The 17781-nt window shown below is 64.9% G+C and carries 15 protein-coding genes and 1 tRNA gene; 8 read left to right on the forward strand and 8 right to left on the reverse strand.

Annotation, left to right across the window (positions count from 1 at the left end):
* Window positions 1–41 precede the first annotated feature (41 nt).
* Window positions 42–473: a sterol carrier family protein gene (locus tag GTW58_RS01345; protein WP_047689663.1), complete on the reverse strand. Its 432-nt coding sequence runs from the start codon at window positions 471–473 to the stop codon at window positions 42–44.
* Complete coding sequence (locus GTW58_RS01350; RefSeq protein WP_119933161.1) at window positions 473–1513, reverse strand: asparaginase; 1041 nt, start codon at window positions 1511–1513, stop codon at window positions 473–475. Before GTW58_RS01350 ends, GTW58_RS01345 begins: the two co-directional genes overlap by 1 nt.
* A 57-nt stretch (window positions 1514–1570) precedes the next feature.
* Here GTW58_RS01350 and purD point away from each other — a divergent pair, with 57 nt between their 5' ends.
* Entirely contained in the window at window positions 1571–2875 is a 1305-nt protein-coding gene (gene purD / locus GTW58_RS01355) for a phosphoribosylamine--glycine ligase (RefSeq protein ID WP_119933189.1), read from the forward strand.
* Window positions 2876–2880: 5 nt separating this feature from the next.
* On the forward strand, window positions 2881–3885 hold the full coding sequence (locus tag GTW58_RS01360; RefSeq protein ID WP_052209481.1) for a phosphoribosylaminoimidazolesuccinocarboxamide synthase: 1005 nt from the start codon (window positions 2881–2883) through the stop codon (window positions 3883–3885).
* A 472-nt stretch (window positions 3886–4357) separates the two neighbouring features.
* Here GTW58_RS01360 and GTW58_RS01365 read toward each other — a convergent pair.
* The 3 genes from GTW58_RS01365 to GTW58_RS01375 form a co-directional block, all read right to left on the reverse strand.
* Window positions 4358–4431 (reverse strand) — tRNA-Pro (locus GTW58_RS01365).
* An 83-nt stretch (window positions 4432–4514) separates the two neighbouring features.
* Window positions 4515–5474: a metallophosphoesterase gene (locus GTW58_RS01370; RefSeq protein ID WP_119933162.1), complete on the reverse strand. Its 960-nt coding sequence runs from the start codon at window positions 5472–5474 to the stop codon at window positions 4515–4517.
* Window positions 5475–5477: 3 nt separating this feature from the next.
* Entirely contained in the window at window positions 5478–7778 is a 2301-nt protein-coding gene (locus tag GTW58_RS01375; RefSeq protein ID WP_119933163.1) for a transglycosylase domain-containing protein, read from the reverse strand.
* 84 nt (window positions 7779–7862) lie between these two features.
* On the opposite strand from GTW58_RS01375, the gene GTW58_RS14245 reads away from it, so the two are divergent.
* The 3 genes from GTW58_RS14245 to GTW58_RS01385 are packed head-to-tail and all read left to right on the forward strand — an operon-like array spanning window position 7863 to window position 9425.
* The gene (locus GTW58_RS14245; RefSeq protein ID WP_047689651.1) at window positions 7863–8060 is read left to right on the forward strand and encodes a DUF4177 domain-containing protein; all 198 of its coding nucleotides are present in this window, start codon (window positions 7863–7865) and stop codon (window positions 8058–8060) included.
* A gap of 2 nt (window positions 8061–8062) precedes the next feature.
* Entirely contained in the window at window positions 8063–8536 is a 474-nt protein-coding gene (locus GTW58_RS14250) for a RidA family protein (RefSeq protein ID WP_119933164.1), read from the forward strand.
* Window positions 8520–9425 carry an NUDIX hydrolase gene (locus GTW58_RS01385; RefSeq protein ID WP_157980504.1) on the forward strand — a complete coding sequence of 302 codons (906 nt, stop codon included), beginning with the start codon at window positions 8520–8522 and terminating at the stop codon, window positions 9423–9425. Before GTW58_RS14250 ends, GTW58_RS01385 begins: the two co-directional genes overlap by 17 nt.
* Before the next feature lie 148 nt (window positions 9426–9573).
* Here GTW58_RS01385 and GTW58_RS01390 read toward each other — a convergent pair whose 3' ends face one another.
* Window positions 9574–10251, reverse strand: coding sequence for a Crp/Fnr family transcriptional regulator (locus GTW58_RS01390; protein WP_047689648.1), 678 nt, complete (start codon window positions 10249–10251; stop codon window positions 9574–9576).
* A gap of 241 nt (window positions 10252–10492) precedes the next feature.
* Between GTW58_RS01390 and GTW58_RS01395 the strand changes: the two genes are divergently transcribed.
* On the forward strand, window positions 10493–11704 hold the full coding sequence (locus tag GTW58_RS01395) for a MarP family serine protease (RefSeq protein WP_157980505.1): 1212 nt from the start codon (window positions 10493–10495) through the stop codon (window positions 11702–11704).
* Window positions 11705–11805: 101 nt separating this feature from the next.
* On the opposite strand, the gene acs is transcribed toward GTW58_RS01395, so the two are convergent.
* Entirely contained in the window at window positions 11806–13749 is a 1944-nt protein-coding gene (gene acs / locus GTW58_RS01400) for an acetate--CoA ligase (protein WP_119933167.1), read from the reverse strand.
* A 251-nt stretch (window positions 13750–14000) separates the two neighbouring features.
* On the opposite strand from acs, the gene nth reads away from it, so the two are divergent.
* Both nth and GTW58_RS01410 read left to right on the forward strand, forming a co-directional pair.
* Window positions 14001–14933, forward strand: a complete 933-nt coding sequence (nth, locus tag GTW58_RS01405) for an endonuclease III (protein WP_119933168.1) — start codon at window positions 14001–14003, stop codon at window positions 14931–14933.
* A gap of 47 nt (window positions 14934–14980) precedes the next feature.
* Window positions 14981–15817, forward strand: coding sequence for an NUDIX hydrolase (locus GTW58_RS01410; RefSeq protein WP_119933190.1), 837 nt, complete (start codon window positions 14981–14983; stop codon window positions 15815–15817).
* 4 nt (window positions 15818–15821) lie between these two features.
* Here the strand turns inward: GTW58_RS01410 and GTW58_RS01415 are convergent, their stop codons facing one another.
* Window positions 15822–17648 carry a bifunctional 3'-5' exonuclease/DNA polymerase gene (locus GTW58_RS01415; RefSeq protein WP_119933169.1) on the reverse strand — a complete coding sequence of 609 codons (1827 nt, stop codon included), beginning with the start codon at window positions 17646–17648 and terminating at the stop codon, window positions 15822–15824.
* Window positions 17649–17781 lie beyond the last annotated feature (133 nt).

Genomic DNA, 17781 nt, shown 5'->3' on the forward strand with positions numbered 1-17781 from the left:
AGCGCCTGTGCAGGGAGTTCTCAGCTGGTTTGTGGCAATCCTCAGGCCTGCGTGCGGGTGGGCCCGGAGAACAAGGGAAGGACCTGCTCCAGTCCGGCCCGCGTCCCGGAGGCGTTGACGGCACCTGTGGCCAGTGCTTGGTCCCATGTCAGTTCTCCCGTGACCAGTTGCAGCCACGTGGTGGCATCGGTCTCCACCACGTTGGGTGGAGTACCGCGGGTGTGCCGTGGACCTGGGATGCACTGGGTCACGCCAAACGGTGGAACGCGCACTTCAACACTGTTGCCGGGAACCCGCTCACCCAGCTCTTCCAGGCTGAACCGGACAGCGGTGGCCAGGGTCTTGCGGTCCACCCCTTGGCGTGGGGCAGCCGCAGGATCCCGGGGCTGCTCATCCACCACGCCTTCTTGTGCGCGACGCCATGACGCCAGGGCCAAGGTTCCGTCCGCTGGGTCCACTCGACGCCGGCCCATCAGACGGCGGTCTTTCCGGCCAGGTCATCGATGGCCTGCAGGGTGGCTGTACTGAGGGCAAATCTGCCTGCACTCTGTGCTCCGCCGGTCACAGACGGAGTGAAGCGCTCGGCAACCGCACGGGCCGCACCGGCTTCCACGGCGCCGGCGGCGATCAACAGTTCCAGGCACACCAGGTGATTGGTGCGTCCGCTGCCGTCCAGGGACTTGAGGACCACGGAAATTCCGGACTGGGTGGCCAGGCACAGCACGCCTTCCGCACCGAACTTGGCCAGCACCCCCAGGTCCTCCATGACCACGGTGTTGGCGCGGTCCGGGGCGTGCACGTATTCGGGGTAGTCCAACATGGCGGTGGCCACCGTGGCCAGGCGGAAATCAGCCCGGATGTTGTAGGCGGCCGCCCCCAGTGCTGAGTACATCCGTCCCAGAGCGGCCAAGGACACCGCAGGAAGTGGAGCCCCGCAACCGTCCGTTCCCACCACGGCGGGTTCTTCACCGGCGTACTCGGTGACGGCGGCCACCACCGCCTGCTGCAGCGGGTGGGCCGGGTCCAAATAGGTGGCCGTGTCCCACTGACTCTCCGCACAGGCGGCCAGGAACGCCGCATGTTTGCCCGAGCAGGGGTAGTTGAGGGGGGAGCCGCCGTCGTCGGTCGATGCCGGGCGTCCGCGGCGGTCGGCTGCGGGGCAGGACAGGGCGGATTCATCCAATCCCACCTTGGCCAGAATGCTGCGCACGGAATCCAACTGTGCATCCGTGGCCTGGTGTGAACCGGAGGCCACGGCAATCTGATCCCACTGGATGGGCGCCCCGTTGCTCAAGGAGACAGCAGTTTGGAACGGCTTGAGAGCAGACCGGGGGAACATGGGGGCCTGGACGTCTCCCAGCGTCGCCAGGATTCCATCCGGGCCCGTGACCACGGCGGCACCCAAGTGACGGGACTCCACCAGTCCGCTGCGCTGAAGGTGGGCCAATTCCACGGCGCCATCCGTTGTGAGTCCGGGCAAGGGTGCATCAGTGGGGAAGTGCTGCGTGGTCATGCAACCAGTATCCAGCACGTGTCTGCCCAACCCCAGGGAGGGCCTGCGGCAACTAGGCTGTTGAGTGTGAAAACTCTGGTGATCGGTCCCGGCGGTCGTGAACACGCCATTGTCCGTGCGCTGCTGTGCGATCCCGGTGTGGAGGAGGTTCACGCAGCCCCAGGCAATGCCGGCATGGCTCAAGACGTTCCGGTCCACCCACTGGACACCACAGATCCTCAGGCCACCGTGGAGCTGGCCAGCTCACTGGCCGCTGACCTGGTGGTGGTGGGACCAGAGGTACCCCTGGTGGCGGGGGTGGCGGATGCCCTGCGAGAGGCCGGGTTTCCGGTGTTCGGCCCGTCCGCCCAGGCGGCCGTCCTGGAGGGCTCCAAGTCATTCGCCAAGGAGATCATGGCAGCAGCCCAGGTTCCCACCGCCGCTGCCCGCACCTGCTTCACAGCACAGGAAGCCGCTTCCGCTCTGGAGGAGTTCGGCGCCCCGCACGTGGTCAAGGACGACGGCCTGGCGGCAGGCAAGGGAGTGGTGGTCACCTCTGACCGTCAGGTGGCCATGGACCATGCAGCAGCGTGCTTTGCCGCTGGTGGGCACGTGGTGATCGAAGAATTCCTGGACGGCCCAGAAGTCTCCTTGTTTGTGCTGTGTGACGGTTCGGATGTGGTTCCACTGTCCCCGGCGCAGGACTTCAAGCGCATTTTTGATGAGGACCAGGGCCCCAACACCGGTGGCATGGGTGCCTACACGCCCCTGGACTGGTTGCCGGATGGGTTTGTGGACCAGGTGGTCCAGACGGTGGCCCGCCCTGTGGTGCAGGAGATGGCACGTCGGGGCACTCCGTTCAACGGGGTGCTCTACTGCGGATTGGCCGTGACCTCACGGGGAGTGAAGGTCATCGAGTTCAACGTCCGGTTCGGAGACCCGGAGACCCAGTCTGTCCTGGCACGGTTGGAGTCCCCGCTGGGGCAGGTGCTGTTGGATGCAGCCAACGGAGAACTGGGATCCAGCGGGCATGTTCCGTTGCAGTGGAATCCGCAGGCCTCGGTGAACGTCGTCGTCGCATCTGAGGGTTACCCCGAATCCTCCCGCAAGGGAGACGTGATCACGGGACTGGAGGCAGCCGCAGCAGTGGACGGCGTGGCCGTGTTGCACGCGGGCACGGCCTTCAACCACGATCACCAGGTGGTGGCCGACGGTGGGCGGGTGCTCTCCGTGGTGGCACTGGGGGAGAACCTGAACCAGGCACGGGAACGGGCCTACCGCGGGATCCAGGAGATCGGTCTGGAAGGATCCCAGCACCGCACGGACATTGCGTTGAAAGCTGCTCGCGGAGAAATCACCGTGGCACAACTTGGGCAGGAGTGATGAACTTGAGCACCCAGAAACCCACCTCCGTCCTTGCCGACGGCCGCCCAGAACACCCGGTCTTTACCGGGCACCCCGCGCCCCCTGAACTTCAGGGGTGGAAGCACGTCTACTCCGGCAAGGTCCGCGAACTCTACGTTCCGGAGGACGACCGCATGGTGGCCATGGGCACCTCCGTGGACGACAACGCCGAATACCGCGCCGGTTGCGTCCTGGTGTTGGCCACGGACCGTCTTTCCGCCTTTGACCAAGTCCTGGCCACGGAGATCCCGGACAAAGGCATAGTGCTGACCCAGATGTCCCTCTGGTGGTTCAACCAACTCTCCGAGGTTCCCAATCACGTCCTGAGCACAGGTGTTCCGGAAGAGGTCCAGGGACGGGCCATGATCTGCAAGAACCTGTCCATGTTCCCCGTGGAAGGCATTGTGCGCGGATACCTGACCGGTTCCGGGCTCAAGGACTACCGCGCCTCCGGTCAGATCTGCGGGATCTCCCTACCGGACGGGTTGCAGGACGGTTCCCGGTTGGAGCAACCCATCTTCACCCCCACCGGCAAGGCCGAAGTGGGGGAGCACGATGAACCCATCACGTTCCAGGAAATGGTGGACGGGATGGGCAAGGCGGTCTCTGACCGCCTGCGTGAGTTGTCCTTGCAGATCTACTCGCGGGCCGAGCAGATCGCGCGGGAGCGCGGCATCATCTTGGCGGACACCAAGCTGGAGTACGGGCTGGACTCCTACCGCGGGGCGATCACGCTGGGGGATGAGGTGCTGACCCCGGATTCCAGCCGGTTCTGGGCTGCAGAAACCTGGCAACCGGGACAGGCACAACCATCCTTTGACAAGCAGTTCGTACGGGACTGGTTGACCTCGGAGGAATCCGGTTGGGACGGTCACGGCCCCACTCCGCCCCTGCCTCAGGACGTGGTGGACAAGACCCGCAGCCGCTACATCGAGGGTTATGAGCGCCTGACGGGGGCCACGTTCAGCGCGGACGGGCCGTTCGCCTGACCGTGCCCTGACTCCCCGCAAGAGTGAGGCACGCGAGCCGGGGCAAGTTTTTCAGTATTTTCTACAAACCTGGACCAAAGTCCATGGTGCGTTCCGCGAGCCCACCAGATAATTCTTGGTGAGCGTTGCCCGTGACGACCAGATTCGGGCAAGGCGATTCGGTGAGGAACATCGTGTAGCACTGCCGGGGCGTTCCACCCCTCGGGCCAACGGGGCGCATGACGTCCGAGTCGTTCAGCTCCGGAAGGGTCTTAGGACTGCTGATGCTCTCCCCATCAGCACCAGGTTCTCTTCAGACACCGCGCAAGGCTTGGATCCCCTTGCGGCCAGGTGTAGAACCAAGACCATCTGAGGTGGAACGCTGAGCGGCTCCTTCGGCCCACGAAGGAGCCGCTCCATCTTTCTGACGCACAAAAATCCCCGAGCCCGGTGAGGGTTCGGGGATTTTCCGATGTGGTGAAACATCACGGTGTCGGGATGACAGGATTTGAACCTGCGACCTCCTCGTCCCGAACGAGGCGCGCTACCAAGCTGCGCCACATCCCGATGTGGCACCCGGACCCTTGGCCCGTGGGCAACCCGATCATCATACGGTGTGCTCCACGGGAAGTGAAATCCAGGTGAGACCGCTATCCGGCCCTGGCAGTGAGGGTCATGAGCACTGCCTCCGGGGGGCAGAAAAGGCGAACGGGGGCAAAGCGCGATTCACCCAGACCGGCCGAAATCTGCACCGGCAAGCCCCCCTGTGAGGTCACGCCCTTGCAGCGTTCTGGTTCGATGTCGCAGTTGCTCACCAGGGCTCGCCCACCGGGCAGGCACACCTGTCCTCCGTGCGTGTGACCGGCCACCACAAGATCGGCCCCGTCCTGGGCGAATCGGTCCAGAGTCCGCAGGTACGGCGCGTGAGTCAACCCCAACCGCAACGACGCCGACGCCCCCGCTGCCGGTTCGAACTGACCCAGCCCTGACCCCGGGTGAGTGGCAGGCAGGAATCCGGGGTGTTGGTCGTAGCCCAGGTGGGGATCATCCACGCCGGAGACCTCGATGACGTGTTCCCCGAGCCTCAATCGATCGGCGCGATTGATCACACCCACCCAACCGGCGTCGTCGAAGGCTTGGTGCATGGCCTGCCACGGGAGGATCTGGGCCTCCGTACGGTCATCTCCTGCGCTGGTGCGTTGCCAGAGGTAACGAGCAGGGTTCTTGAGCATGGGGGCGAAGTAGCAGTTGGAGCCGGGCACGTAGAGGCCGGGGAAGGCGAAGAGCGGTTGCAGGATCTCCAGCAAATACGGCAGCGCGCCCATGTGGGACAGGTTGTCCCCGGTGTCCAGAACAAGGTCAGGTTCCAACTGCGCCAAACCGTGGACGAACTTCTTCTTGGCCTCCTGGCCCGGCACGGTGTGCAGGTCGGAGATCTGAAGGACCCGCAAGTCCGGGCTGCCCGGAGCCAGGACCGGGAGGGTCTCATGGCGTACTCGGAAACGGCGCCGTTCGCCGAACACGGCCCATCCGGCCACCGCGGCAGAGGATACGGCCGTGGCCGCCAGGGTGGTGGCGGCCACGGAAGTGAGCGTTGCTCGAGGGCTCATGGATCAGCCGGCCCGGTTGGTGGTGCCGGTGCTGCCCGATGCCGAGTTGGCACCTGTACCAGTACCCGTGCCGGTGCTGGTCCCGGTGTTCGAGTTGCTGTTGGTGTTGGATGCGGAACCACTGCTGGGGCGGGGGCTGGCGCCGTTGCCCTCAGTCATGTTCTCCGGCGGCTCCGGGAAGGTGTCCGTGTTGTAGTCACGGGCAGTGGCATTCATGAACCGCTGCCACTGACCACCGGCGTAGGTGGAGCCATCCACAAAGTCATCCGGGTCTGAGGTCTGGGACCGCGGGGTGTCGCCGCCGATGGAGATGTCGTTCAGGGAACGCGAGCCCTCCAGGTAGTTGCCCACCCAGGAGGCGGTGGACAGGCCCTGGGTGTAACCCACCATCCACGTCTGAGTCGAGTTGTCTGTGGTGCCGGTTTTGCCCGCCGAAGCGTTCGGAAGGCCAATGGGAATCTGGTAGCCCGAACCTCGGACCAGAACCTGTTCCAGAACAAAGTTCACGGTGCGGGCATCGGTCTCGCTGATGGCGCGCTCGCAGTTGACCTCCGGGACGTCATACTCCCGGCCGGTGTAGTCAGTGACGGACATGAACGCCCGGGGATCACACCGCACACCATCATTGGCGAACGTGGCGTAGGCCGTGGCCATGGTCATGGGGGAGATGTTGTCATCCGAACCACCCAGCAGTGTGGACAGCCGTGTGGTGTTCACGGGTTCACCGGTCTGACCGTTGTGGATGCCAAGGTCCTCCGCCAACTCGCCGATGCGGCACAGATCCAAGTCGGAAGCCATGGCGTAGAGCGCCGAGTTGATGGAGTTGTACATGCCGTAGTCCACGGCCATGTTGCGGTCATATCCACGTTCGGCGTTCTGGAACCTGAACCCGTTGCCGTCGTCGCCGGGCTCGAACACGGCGCCGCCCTCAACACAGGAGGCGTTCCACGCGTAGTCAGCGGGGTAGGACATTCGACTGGAGTTCACCTCCTGGCCCACCGAACGGCCGTCATCCACCCAAGCCAACAACGTCATGGGCTTGAAGGTCGAACCCACCTGGTATCCGCCCGTTCCTCCCTGCCAGGAATCCGTGTTGAAGTTGAACACCGTGTTGGAGGTGCCCTCTTCAGAGGTGTAGTAGGTGTTCTGAGCCATGGCCACGATGTTTCCACTGTCCGGCTCCACTGAAACCATGGAACTGCCCACATTCTCGGGGTTGTCATCCCGCGACTGGGTCTCGTTCACGGCGTCGTTGGCTTCACGCTGGGCGTCAATGTCCAGGGTGGTAACAATGTTCAGGCCACCACGTTGCAGCGTGTTCAAACGGTCTTCCGGGTTCGAGCCGAAGGAATCCGATGCCAGGATCTGATTCTCCACGTAGTCGCAGAAGTACGGCGCATCCGTGGCCGCCGTGCACCCTGCGGAGGTGGGGTGCAGATCCAGGTTGAGGGGTTCGTTGATGGCATCGTCGTACTCCTGTTGAGTGATGCGATCCTCATCCAGCATGGTGTAGAGCACAATGTTGCGTCGCTCCATGGAGACCTCCGGATTGACCGAAGGATCGTAGTACGCAGGCGACTGCACCAACCCAGCCAGGGTGGCTGCCTGGGCGATGCTCAGATCAGAAGCCGGGATCCCCCAGTAGTACTGGGAGGCGGACTCCACGCCGTAGTTGCCGGTGCCGAACATGGCGATGTTGAGGTAGCCCTCCAGGATCTCGTCCTTGGACTTCTGCTCCTCCATGGACAGGGAGAGCTTCACCTCACGCAGTTTGTCCGCGTAGCCCTTGTTGGCGCCCAAGGTGGAGGGGTCCCGACCGGCGCGAACGTCCTGGTCAATGATCAAGTTGTTCACGTACTGCTGGGTGATGGTGGAAGCACCCTGACGCCCACCGGTGTTGATCACGTTGTTGCCGATGGCGCGCATGATGCCCGCAACGGAGACACCGCCGTGATCATAGAAATCACGGTCCTCAACGGAGAGGATCGCGTCCTGCATGTTCTGGGAGATCTGATCCAGAGTGACCGGTGTGCGCTTCTCCGCGTAGAACGTGGCCAATTCCGTCTGGCCGTCACGGGCATAGACGGTGGAGGACCTGGACAGCGGACCGTCCTGGAAGTCTGAGGGGAGGTCCTTGAACCATCCGATGGACCCGTTGGCGGCCATGCCGACTGCCGCTGCCGGTGGGAACACCAGTCCGGTGACCACAAGACCGGCCAGCAGGCTGGTGGCGATGAACGCGATGACCCGACCCATGGTCGAGCTGCCGTTGACGCCGGCGGGAGAGCTGGAGGATGAAGCCATTCGGTCAGTTTACAAGCCCTACCTGGGAACCCATTCGATTGGTAGCCAGCGCCACACTGCGCACCGAACGGATACTGTGGTGCCATGACTACCTGGGAATACATGACCGCGCCCATCATGATCCACGCCACCAAGCAGATCTTGGACAACTTTGGTTCCGAAGGCTGGGAACTGGTGGCCGTGCTGCCCGGCACCCAGCAGGCCAGCGTGCCGGATGCTGCCGTGAACGCACCCGTTCAGACCAACCCGATCGCCTACTTCAAGCGCCCCAAGGAGGCCTGATCATGTCGTCCTCGGTTGAGCAGCGAATCACCGAGCTGGGGTTGGAGCTCCCGGCCGTCCCGGCTCCCGCCGGCGTGTACGTCCCCGCACTTGTCAGCGGCTCCTACGTCCACACCTCGGGTCAGCTCCCGTTCATTGACTCGCAGCTGCCGGAAACCGGCAAGGTGGGCGAGGGGGACGGACTGGTGAGTCCCCAACGTGCCCAGGAACTCGCTGCTGTAGCCGCGTTGAACGCGCTGGCCGCCGTCAAGTGCGCCATCGGTGACCTGGACCGAATTGTTCGCATCGTCAAGGTGGTGGGATTCATTTCCAGTCACCCGGAGTTCTACGGACAGCCAGGTGTGATCAACGGTGCCTCCAACCTGCTGGGAGATGTTCTGGGCGATGCCGGCGTGCACGCCCGATCCGCCGTCGGAGTTGCCGTGTTGCCCCTGAACTCGCCTGTTGAGGTGGAGTTGGTTGCCGAATTCGCCTGACCTGACCCGCCGCCCGCGCAGCTTTCCGCTCCTGCCGGAGTACTGGCGAGCGGCGCAGGTCTGGCAGGAGGCAGACGGTGGTCTGCGCCCAGTCACGCCCGTGGATGCGGCGGGTATCATCCTGCTGAGGGACGGGCCGGGCGGGGTGGAGACGTATCTGACCACCCACGCTCAACGGTCTCCTTTTGGTCCGGTGGCCTTTCCCGGCGGTCCCGTGGACGCCGCCGACGACGAACCTCTGCCGTGGACCGGCCCGTCCTCCATCGAATGGGGGCGGCGCTGGCACGACGACGTAGGTGTCACCCGCCGCACGGTGGTGGCAGCGGCACGTGAGTTGTTTGAACGCACGGGGATCCTGCTGGCCGGGGCGGAACCCCATTCCACCGTGGAGACCGGTGATGGCCGGGATTGGGCTGATGCCCGCCAGAACATCTTGTCCCGCCACGAATCCATGCGGCATCTGCTGGAGAGCAGGCATCTGAGACTGCGCACCGATCTGTTGTGGCCGGTGGCGCGGTGGGTGACCCCTGAGTTCCTGCACCGCCGCTATGACACCCGATTTTTTGCGGTGATTCTCCCGGAACGCCAAAAGGTGACTGATCTTCCGGAGCACCCACGGCCGGGGCTGTGGGTGACCATGCAGCAGCTGACCACGGAGAACACCTGGCTGGGTGACACGTTGGGTGCACCGCACACCGTGGGGCGACCGCTGAGCGAACTGTTGGGGGCCACCATGAGCGGATTGCTGCAGGACTTGGCCTCAGCTCGGTCAGTGGTTGAGATCATTGCCAGGCCCAGAGACTTGTCCGCCCGAATGCCGTTGTTGGCATCGGATGGCGGATGCGGATTTCAGCTGGTGCTGCCTGGGCGCCAGCGCCCCATGCGGTGAAACACCGCGGATCAGCCGTACCGCGCATAAGGTACGGACATGCCGAGGGCTGCCGCGCTCGCATGCGGAGCACGACAGCCTTCCGTGGCAACTGCGCCTTGCTGATGTGGTGGCTGCGGACGGCGAGGGCTGCCCCACGCCGGACCCGTCAGCGGGAGCGCTGCTTTAGCCGCTGGAGGTCCAGAATCACCACGGCACGGGCTTCCAGGCGAATCCAACCGCGCTGGACAAACTCTGCAAGAGCCTTGTTCACGGTTTCACGCGAAGCACCCACCAACTGGGCGAGCTCCTCCTGGGTGAGCTCGTGAGCCACCAGCACCCCGTCCGGAGTCTGGCGACCGAACCGGTCAGCCAGATCCAGCAGCGCCTTGGCCACGCGGCCGGGCACATCGGAGAACACCAGGTCAGCCAGGTTCTCATTGGTGCGGCGCAGACGGCGGGCAAGAGCCTGCAGCAACTGCTGGGAGACAGCCGGGTTGCGCTCGATGACCTTCTTCAGGTTGTCGTGGTTCAGGCCCGCCAAGTGGGTTTCGGACACTGCCGTGGCGGCGGTGGAACGCGGTGACGGATCAAAGAGGGCCATCTCCCCGAACAGCTCACCGGGGCCCATGACGGCCACCAGGTTCTCGCGGCCGTCGCTGGCCGTGCGGCCGAGCTTGATCTTCCCCGAAATGATGAAGTACAGGCGATCGCCCTGATCGCCCTCGTGGAAGAGCGTGGCACCGCGGGGCAACTCCACCTCGGTGATTTCGTCCGTGAGCGCCGCGAAGGCCTCGTCGTCCAAAGAGGCGAAAAGCGGTGCGCGTCGTAGGACGTCTGTATCCATGATGCTCCTCGTGTGGTTCAGCTCAGTCGGTCAACTGATGATTTGTGGATGTGACGCAGTCGACATCATCAGTACCACTTTAGTGCGACGTGGCGCTATTCCAAATGGAATTGCTTTCAGGCGTGGCCCCTCAAGCCAATTCTCATGTGTTGTCCAGGGCCGTTGCCTACGCTGTCACCTCCATTCGGCACGTGCGTCATCCTGCGCCAAGAGCACGCCAACAACACATCGGGGAGATCACGTGGAGTTCAACGGAGACCTGGTTCTGGGACTGACCGTCCTGGACCTGGTCATTCTGGTGCTGCTGCTCCTGTTTGTGCTCCACGGCGTGGCACGCGGAGTGGGGCGCACCATCGGAGGTGTGGTGGGCCTGGTGCTCGGTGCAGCGCTGGCCCTGTGGGTGCTGCCGCACATCGAGGTCACCGCCGTGGACCGGTGGATCCGCCTGGCAGTGGTGGGCGTGGTCCTGCTGATCTGCATGTTGGGTGGTCAAGCCATCGGGGAGGGTCTCTTGGGCCGCCTCACCGGCTCACCGCCGCGGTCCTCCCGAGCAACCACTGCCGTGGATCAAGCCGGTGGTGGCTTGTTGGGAGGCGTGATCGGCGCCGTCGTCGTCCTGGCGGTGAGCGGATTCCTGAACCAGGTTCCGCTGCCGTGGCTCAATGCGCAATTGGAGGGGTCACGCACGCTGGCCGCCATGCAGCGGTGGGCGCCGCAGGAGGTCACCGACGGTCTGGCCACGGCACAGGAGGAGATCGCCGGGGCACCTGCCATACGCGAACTCGACGCCTTGCTCTTCCCGTCCGTCCAGCCGCCTCAGACCGAGGTGGATGATCCGGACGTGCTGGCAGCTTCAGCCTCCACCGTCCAGATTCTGGGCTCCGCCACACGCTGCGGTTACAACCAGTCCGGTTCCGGGTTCGTGACCTCTGATTCCCAGGTGGTCACCAACGCACACGTGGTGCAGGGAACGGACAGCGTCTCCGTGTTCAGCCCGGAGGGTGTGCGCCATGCCGCGGAGGTGGTGCAGTTCGTCCCGGAACACGATCTTGCCGTTCTGGAAGTTGCCGACCTGGACCTGGCCCCGCTGCGCATTGCTGAGGATGCGCAAGGTGGGGTCGAGGACGGTACCTCGGCCGCCTTCATCGGGTACCCACGATCCGGGCCGTTGTCCATCGGGCCGGCCACCGTCCAAGGCAGCGCCTACACCGTGATGGGCTCCGTGGACGGCTCCCAGCCCATGCAGGTCATGCAGTTTGCAGGGGACGTCCAGCGGGGCAACTCGGGTGGTCCGCTGGTGGACATGGAGGGCCAGGTGATCGGAGTGGTTTTCGGCAAGGCGGTGGAGGATCCCGCCGGTTATGCCGTGGACACCGGGACCTTGGGGGAGGTGCTGGCTGATGCCGCCGGTGCCACTTCTCCCGTGGACACCGGAGTGTGCCAGGCGGCCTGAGCCCACTGACCTGAATTCGCCCAGAATCGACTTGTGCCGCCCATCGGAGCTGATGAGCGGCACAAGCCACTGTTCGGCTGGGGAGAACCCGGCAGGCAGGCTCAGTCCTGCAGTGAATCCACGATCTGCTGCATCACGGTCTGATCGGCCAACGTGGTCACGTCACCGACCGGGCGGTCCTCCGCAACGTCCTTAAGCAGGCGGCGCATGATCTTGCCGGAACGGGTCTTGGGCAGTTCCGGGACGATCAACACACGCTTGGGCTTGGCGATCGGGGAGATTTCCTGACCCACGTGGGCCCGCAGCTTCCCACCCAGCTCAGCCTTGTCGTGCCCCTCGGCAGCGGCCTCATCCGTGAGGATCACGAACGCCACCACGGCCTGACCGGTGGTCTCGTCCTCAGCACCCACCACGGCGGCCTCGGCCACGGTCGGGTGGGAGACCAGAGCGGACTCGATCTCCGAGGTGGACAGGCGGTGCCCGGAGACGTTCATGACGTCATCCACACGGCCCAGGATCCAGATGTCGCCGTCGTCGTCGAACCGGGCGCCGTCGCCGGCAAAGTACATGCCGTCAAAGCGGGACCAGTAGGTCTGGACAAAACGGTCGTCATCGCCCCAGATGGTGCGCATCATGGACGGCCAGGGCTCGCGGACCACCAGGAAGCCGGACTGCCCCTTGTCCAGGGACTCGCCCATCTCATCCACCACGTCCACCTTGACCCCGGCCAGCGGGCGCTGGGCGGAGCCGGGCTTGGCCACGGTCACACCGGGCAGCTGGGTGATCATGTGGGCGCCGGTTTCGGTCTGCCACCAGGTGTCCACGATCGGGCAGTTGCCGCCGCCGATCACGCGGTGGAACCATGTCCAGGCCTCCGGGTTGATGGCCTCGCCCACGGTGCCCAGAAGGCGTAGTGAGGTGAGGTCGTACTCGGCGGGGATCTCCTCGCCCCACTTCATCATGGTGCGGATGGCGGTGGGTGAGGTGTACATGATGGTCACCCCGTACTTCTGGACGATCTCCCAGAACCGGCCGCGGTGCGGGGAATCGGGGGTGCCCTCGTAAATGACCTGGGTGGCACCCATGACCAGCGGACCGTAGGCCACGTAGGAGTGCCCGGTGACCCAACCGACGTCGGCGGTGCACCAGTAGACGTCCGTCTCCGGCTTGAGGTCAAAGGTGTACTTCATGGAGAAAGCACCCTGGGTGAGGTAACCACCCGTGGTGTGCAGAACGCCCTTGGGCTTACCGGTGGTGCCGGAGGTGTAGAGGATGAACAGCGGATCCTCCGCGCCCATCTCCTCCGGGGTGTGCTCGGTGGAGGCCGTGTCCACGACGTCGTGCCACCACACGTCACGGCCCTCTGTCATCTCCGTGTCCACGCCGTTGCGCCTGACCACCAGCACGTGCTGGACGGAGTCCCCACCCTTTTCCAGCGCGGCATCCACGGCGGGCTTCAAGGTGGTGGGCTTGCCACGGCGGTAGGAGCCGTCAGCGGTCACCACCAACTTGGCCTCGCCGTCCTCCACGCGGGAGCGCACGGCTTCGGAGGAGAAGCCACCAAAAACCACCGAGTGGATGGCGCCCAGGCGGGCGCAGGCCAGCATGGTGATCACGGCTTCGGCAATCATGGGCATGTAAACGGCCACCCGGTCGCCCTTGCCCACCCCCAGGGAGGCAAAGCCGTTGGCTGCCTTGGAGACCTCGTCCTTGAGTTCTGCATAGGTGTAGGAACGGGAATCGCCGGGCTCACCCTCGAACAACAGGGCCACACGGTCTCCGTTGCCGGCCTCCACGTGGCGGTCCACGGCGTTGTAGGCGGCATTGAGGGTGCCGTCCTCGAACCACTTGGCAAACGGCGGGTTGGACCAGTCCAGCGTGGTGGTGAAGTCCTTGGACCAGGTCAGCAGCTCCCGGGCCTGGGCGGCCCAGAACTCGGTGCCTTCGGCCTCGACGCGCTCGTAGAGGTCAGTGCCGCCGTTGGCCTGATCCACGAATGCCTGCGGCGGGGCGTAGGTCTGCTGCTCGTTGCTCTGCTCGGTCATCGGCTGGTGCTCCTTACCAAGGTGGCTCGCCGCCCGGAGATGGTGCCCCGGGCGGCGAGGACGACGGCGCGTTTGTGCCCGGCGTCACATGTTGGGTTTGAGACTAGAGCACTTGCGGGGTCGGATTCCACACGTGTCTAACTTGGGGCCCGCATTACGGCTCCGGCAGGTATCTGCCGGAGCGGATTCGGGGCTGGTGCCGCCCGGTCCGCTCACGCGGTGCCCGGATGGCACCACGTAGCATCAGAACCATGACCACCACCGACGACGCCGCCCACGCACCCGGATCTGACACGCACCCGCATCCTTTGCACCGGTCAGTTGGTGGCCCCGTCCCAGATCATCTGCGCGTGGTGGATCCTGCCAAGGCCAGGGCGGGAGCTTCCCGGCGTCGTCGTACGGGGAGAATCGAAACCGAGCTGGCCCGGAAACGGCGGGCGCGCAAGATCAACACAGTTCTGGGTCGCAGTTACCCCTATGCGGTGGCCGAACTGGATTTTGGATCGGCGTGGGAACTGCTGGTGGCCACGGTGCTCTCCGCCCAGACCACGGATGTGCGGGTCAACGCCATCACTCCGGCCTTGTTTGGGCGGTGGGCCACGCCGCGTGCGCTGGCGGAGGCGGAGCGAACTGACGTTGAGGAGATGGTGCGCCCCTTGGGTTTTTACCGCTCCAAGGCCAAGTCCATTCAGGGACTGGCTCAGCGGGTGGAGGATGATTTCGACGGCGATGTCCCAGGGACTCTGGAGGAGTTGGTGACCCTTCCCGGGGTGGGGCGCAAGACCGCCAACGTGGTGTTGGGCAATGCCTTTGACACCCCGGGTATCACCGTGGACACGCATTTCGGGCGGCTGGCCCGCAGGTTCGAGTGGACCGAGCAGGAGGACCCGGTCAAGGTGGAGCAGGACGTGATGGCCTTGTTCGAACCCAAGGACTGGACCGACCTCTCCCACAGGCTGGTGTATCACGGGCGGCGTATCTGCCACGCTCGCAAACCCGCCTGTGGAGTGTGCCCCGTGGCGGATCTGTGCCCGTCCTACGGGGCAGGACCCACTGAAACGGAGACGGCGGCGGCATTGATGACTTACGAATTCGGGGCCGGGCGTGAGGAGTTGTTGCAGGGGTACATGGATGGCTTGACCCGGCGTGAACTGCGCGCAGCCGGCCACGGACTGGAGCTGTGACCATGAGGGAGGCCAGCAGGGACCCGAGCACAACGGTGCAGGTCGGCATGAATCAAGCCCGAACTGATCAGGCCGGAGTCGATCACGGTCGGACCGACCAGAGCCGAACCGATCAGGCCCGGGCGGATCTGATCCACGCCATTGAGACGCTGAATGCGGGCGGACCGTTGCGCATCCAGGACATCCCCGCCGGGGAGAACATGCGGGAGTCCGCAGTGTTGATCCTGCTGGGGACCCTGGACGACGTGCCTGCTGTGCGCTGCGAGTGTGCTGGTCACGTGACTGCGGAGCTTGATCTGCTGTTGGTTCAACGCGCCGCCACACTGCGGGCCCACCCCGGGCAGGTTGCCTTCCCGGGAGGACGGTTGGATCCGGAGGACGGAGATCCCCACGATCCTGACGATCGGATCAAGCTGCCCGCCGGTGACGCGCAGGCTGCCTACGTCCGTGCTGCGCTACGGGAAGCGCAGGAGGAGACCGGGCTGGACCCGGACGGTGTGGAGGTCCTGGGTGTGCTGCCGCGTACCCCGTTGGCGGTCTCCAGTCACCAGGTGACCCCTGTGGTGGGGTGGTGGAAAGAGCCGGTGTCCGTGAACGTGGTGGACCACGCGGAGTCCTCCTTGGTGTTCCGAACGCCCGTTCTTGACCTGGTGGACCCGTCCCGGCGCCACTACGCGGAGGTACGGATCTCCGGCCCGGACTTTCCGCGCCTGCGTCACCGGTCACCGGCCTTCCGGATCCCTCGGGAGATCACGGATCCCGCAGGCGGTGATGGTGATGTTGTGGTGTGGGGTTTCACCGGGATCCTGTTGGATCACCTGCTCAGTGCGGCCAACTGGCATCAGCCGTGGAACACGGAGGACGTCCGCCCGGCTCCGCGCTGAGGACTCATTTGGCTTGGTCGTAGCTGTCCACGGTGACCACCGTGACCGGGAACTGGACGGGAACGTTGCCGAACACGATCCGGGTGGCCTCCCATGCTGCCGAGCGCACCACGGCCTCCACCGTGTCCGCTTGGGATTCTTGGGTGTCCACCATGATTTCGTCATGCAGGAAGAACACCAGGTCTGCATCCAATGCGGCCTGCTTGAGTCCTGCCCGCACGCGGCCCATCCACGCCATCGCCCATTCCGCGGCACTGCCTTGGACCACAAAATTCCTGGTGAACCGCCCCTGCGTTCTTCTCATGGACTGCGCTCGCCGTTCACCTGCGGCCGTGGCTGTGTCCGCCGTGGTGGTGAACCACTGATCGTCCGGGCGTGGTGACCAGCGGCCCAGCCACGTGCACACCGGATCACCGCGTTCACCCACCCGGGCAGCGTGCTCCACGTAACCCACGGCTTTGGGGAACATGCGGGTCAGTTGTGGCATGAGTCGGCCGCTGTCCCCGGTGGTGGCCCCGTACATGGCCCCCAACAGGGCCACCTTGGCGTGGCCCCGCTCAGTCAACCCGGTGTTCCTGGCCCGGCCTTGTTCTGCAATGGACAGGTAGAGATCCCGATCCCGTGAGGCCTCTGCCAAGGCATCATCCCTGGCCAGGACGGCCAATACGCGCGGTTCCAGTTGGGCGGCATCGGCCACCACCAGCTTGCGCCCCGGTCCCGGACGCACTGCTGAGCGCACCACCTTGGGGATCTGCAGCGCACCGCCCCCGCGGGCCGCCCATCGGCCGGTGACCACTCCGCCCACCACGTACTCGGCGTGAAACCGGTCCTTCCTCACCCAGTTCTCCAACCAGTGCCAACCGTTGGCAGTGAGCAGGCGAGAGAGCTTCTTGTAGTCCAACACTGGTTGGATCAACGCCTCCCGCCGCTCGCGTTCCCCAACAGACGACGACGGCGCCCCCTGGACCCAGCCCGTCAACAACCACTGGCTGGTGGATTCCACCGGCACCCCGGCATCTTTCAAGGCGCGCAGCAGGGACTGCGGCGAATCCGGGTTGACGGTGGGGGAGCTGAGGGCGTTCTGCACGGCCACGGCTGCGGTCTGCATCTTGGCGGGCCGCTGGGTGCCGTGGGGTTCTGGTCCCAGGCTGTCCTCAAGCAACGCACGGTGGACGTGGGTGTCCCAGGCGATGCCCACCTGGTTCATGTCCGCGGCCAGCAACGCGCCGGTGGATTCCAGGGCCACCAACAGGCCGAGCTTGGAAGGCGAACGAGCGTTCTTGATGGCTGTCAGCTGTGCGCTCAGTTCAGCCACCAGGGCTTGCATGTTCTCCTGTACTTGTGGGGCCTGGGGATCTGACCGCGGGTTATCGAACAACCCCAATTGACCCTCCCCGGGGCCGTGCCAGGTGGACCTCACGGGGGCTGTGGGTGCGATTCCAGGGTGCTCATGGGGCGGCAGTGGTGGCAGAACGGGGTGGTAGGTGACCCCGGAGCCCTCCGCCTGAGCAGCTGTGTGCAGGATGGCTTGGGCCAAACGCAGGTCATGCAGGTGGGTCAGCGGCAGGGTGGGGTCCTGGGCCAAGAGCTGCGGCAGCAGGACCGCGCCGCGTTCAAAAACCCAGCGTGGGGCTGTTCGGCCGTTGGAGTGGGCGGCCTGTACCCGGTCATGAATGAACTGGACGACGTCCGGCAGGGCCAGGGTGTTGACGGTCCCGACCGGAGAGCCGGAGACCTCGACCTCCTGAACCAGGAAGGCCTGTGCTGATGCCTCCGTGGCGCCGTCTGATGCGGTACCGGGGGTCTGCTGAGAGGCAATCACGAACACCATGCCATTGTGCCTGGGCACTGGCTGGTGCGCTGACTGTTGTGGATCCGATGAACGCGGTGGTCCCAGTGCTTGGGGGCGATGGGCTGGGGTTCGGTGATCCACAGTGCCATCACTTCCACTCGCCCTCTGGGCG

The organism is Kocuria subflava (assembly GCF_012163155.1).
Classification (GTDB): domain Bacteria; phylum Actinomycetota; class Actinomycetes; order Actinomycetales; family Micrococcaceae; genus Kocuria; species Kocuria subflava.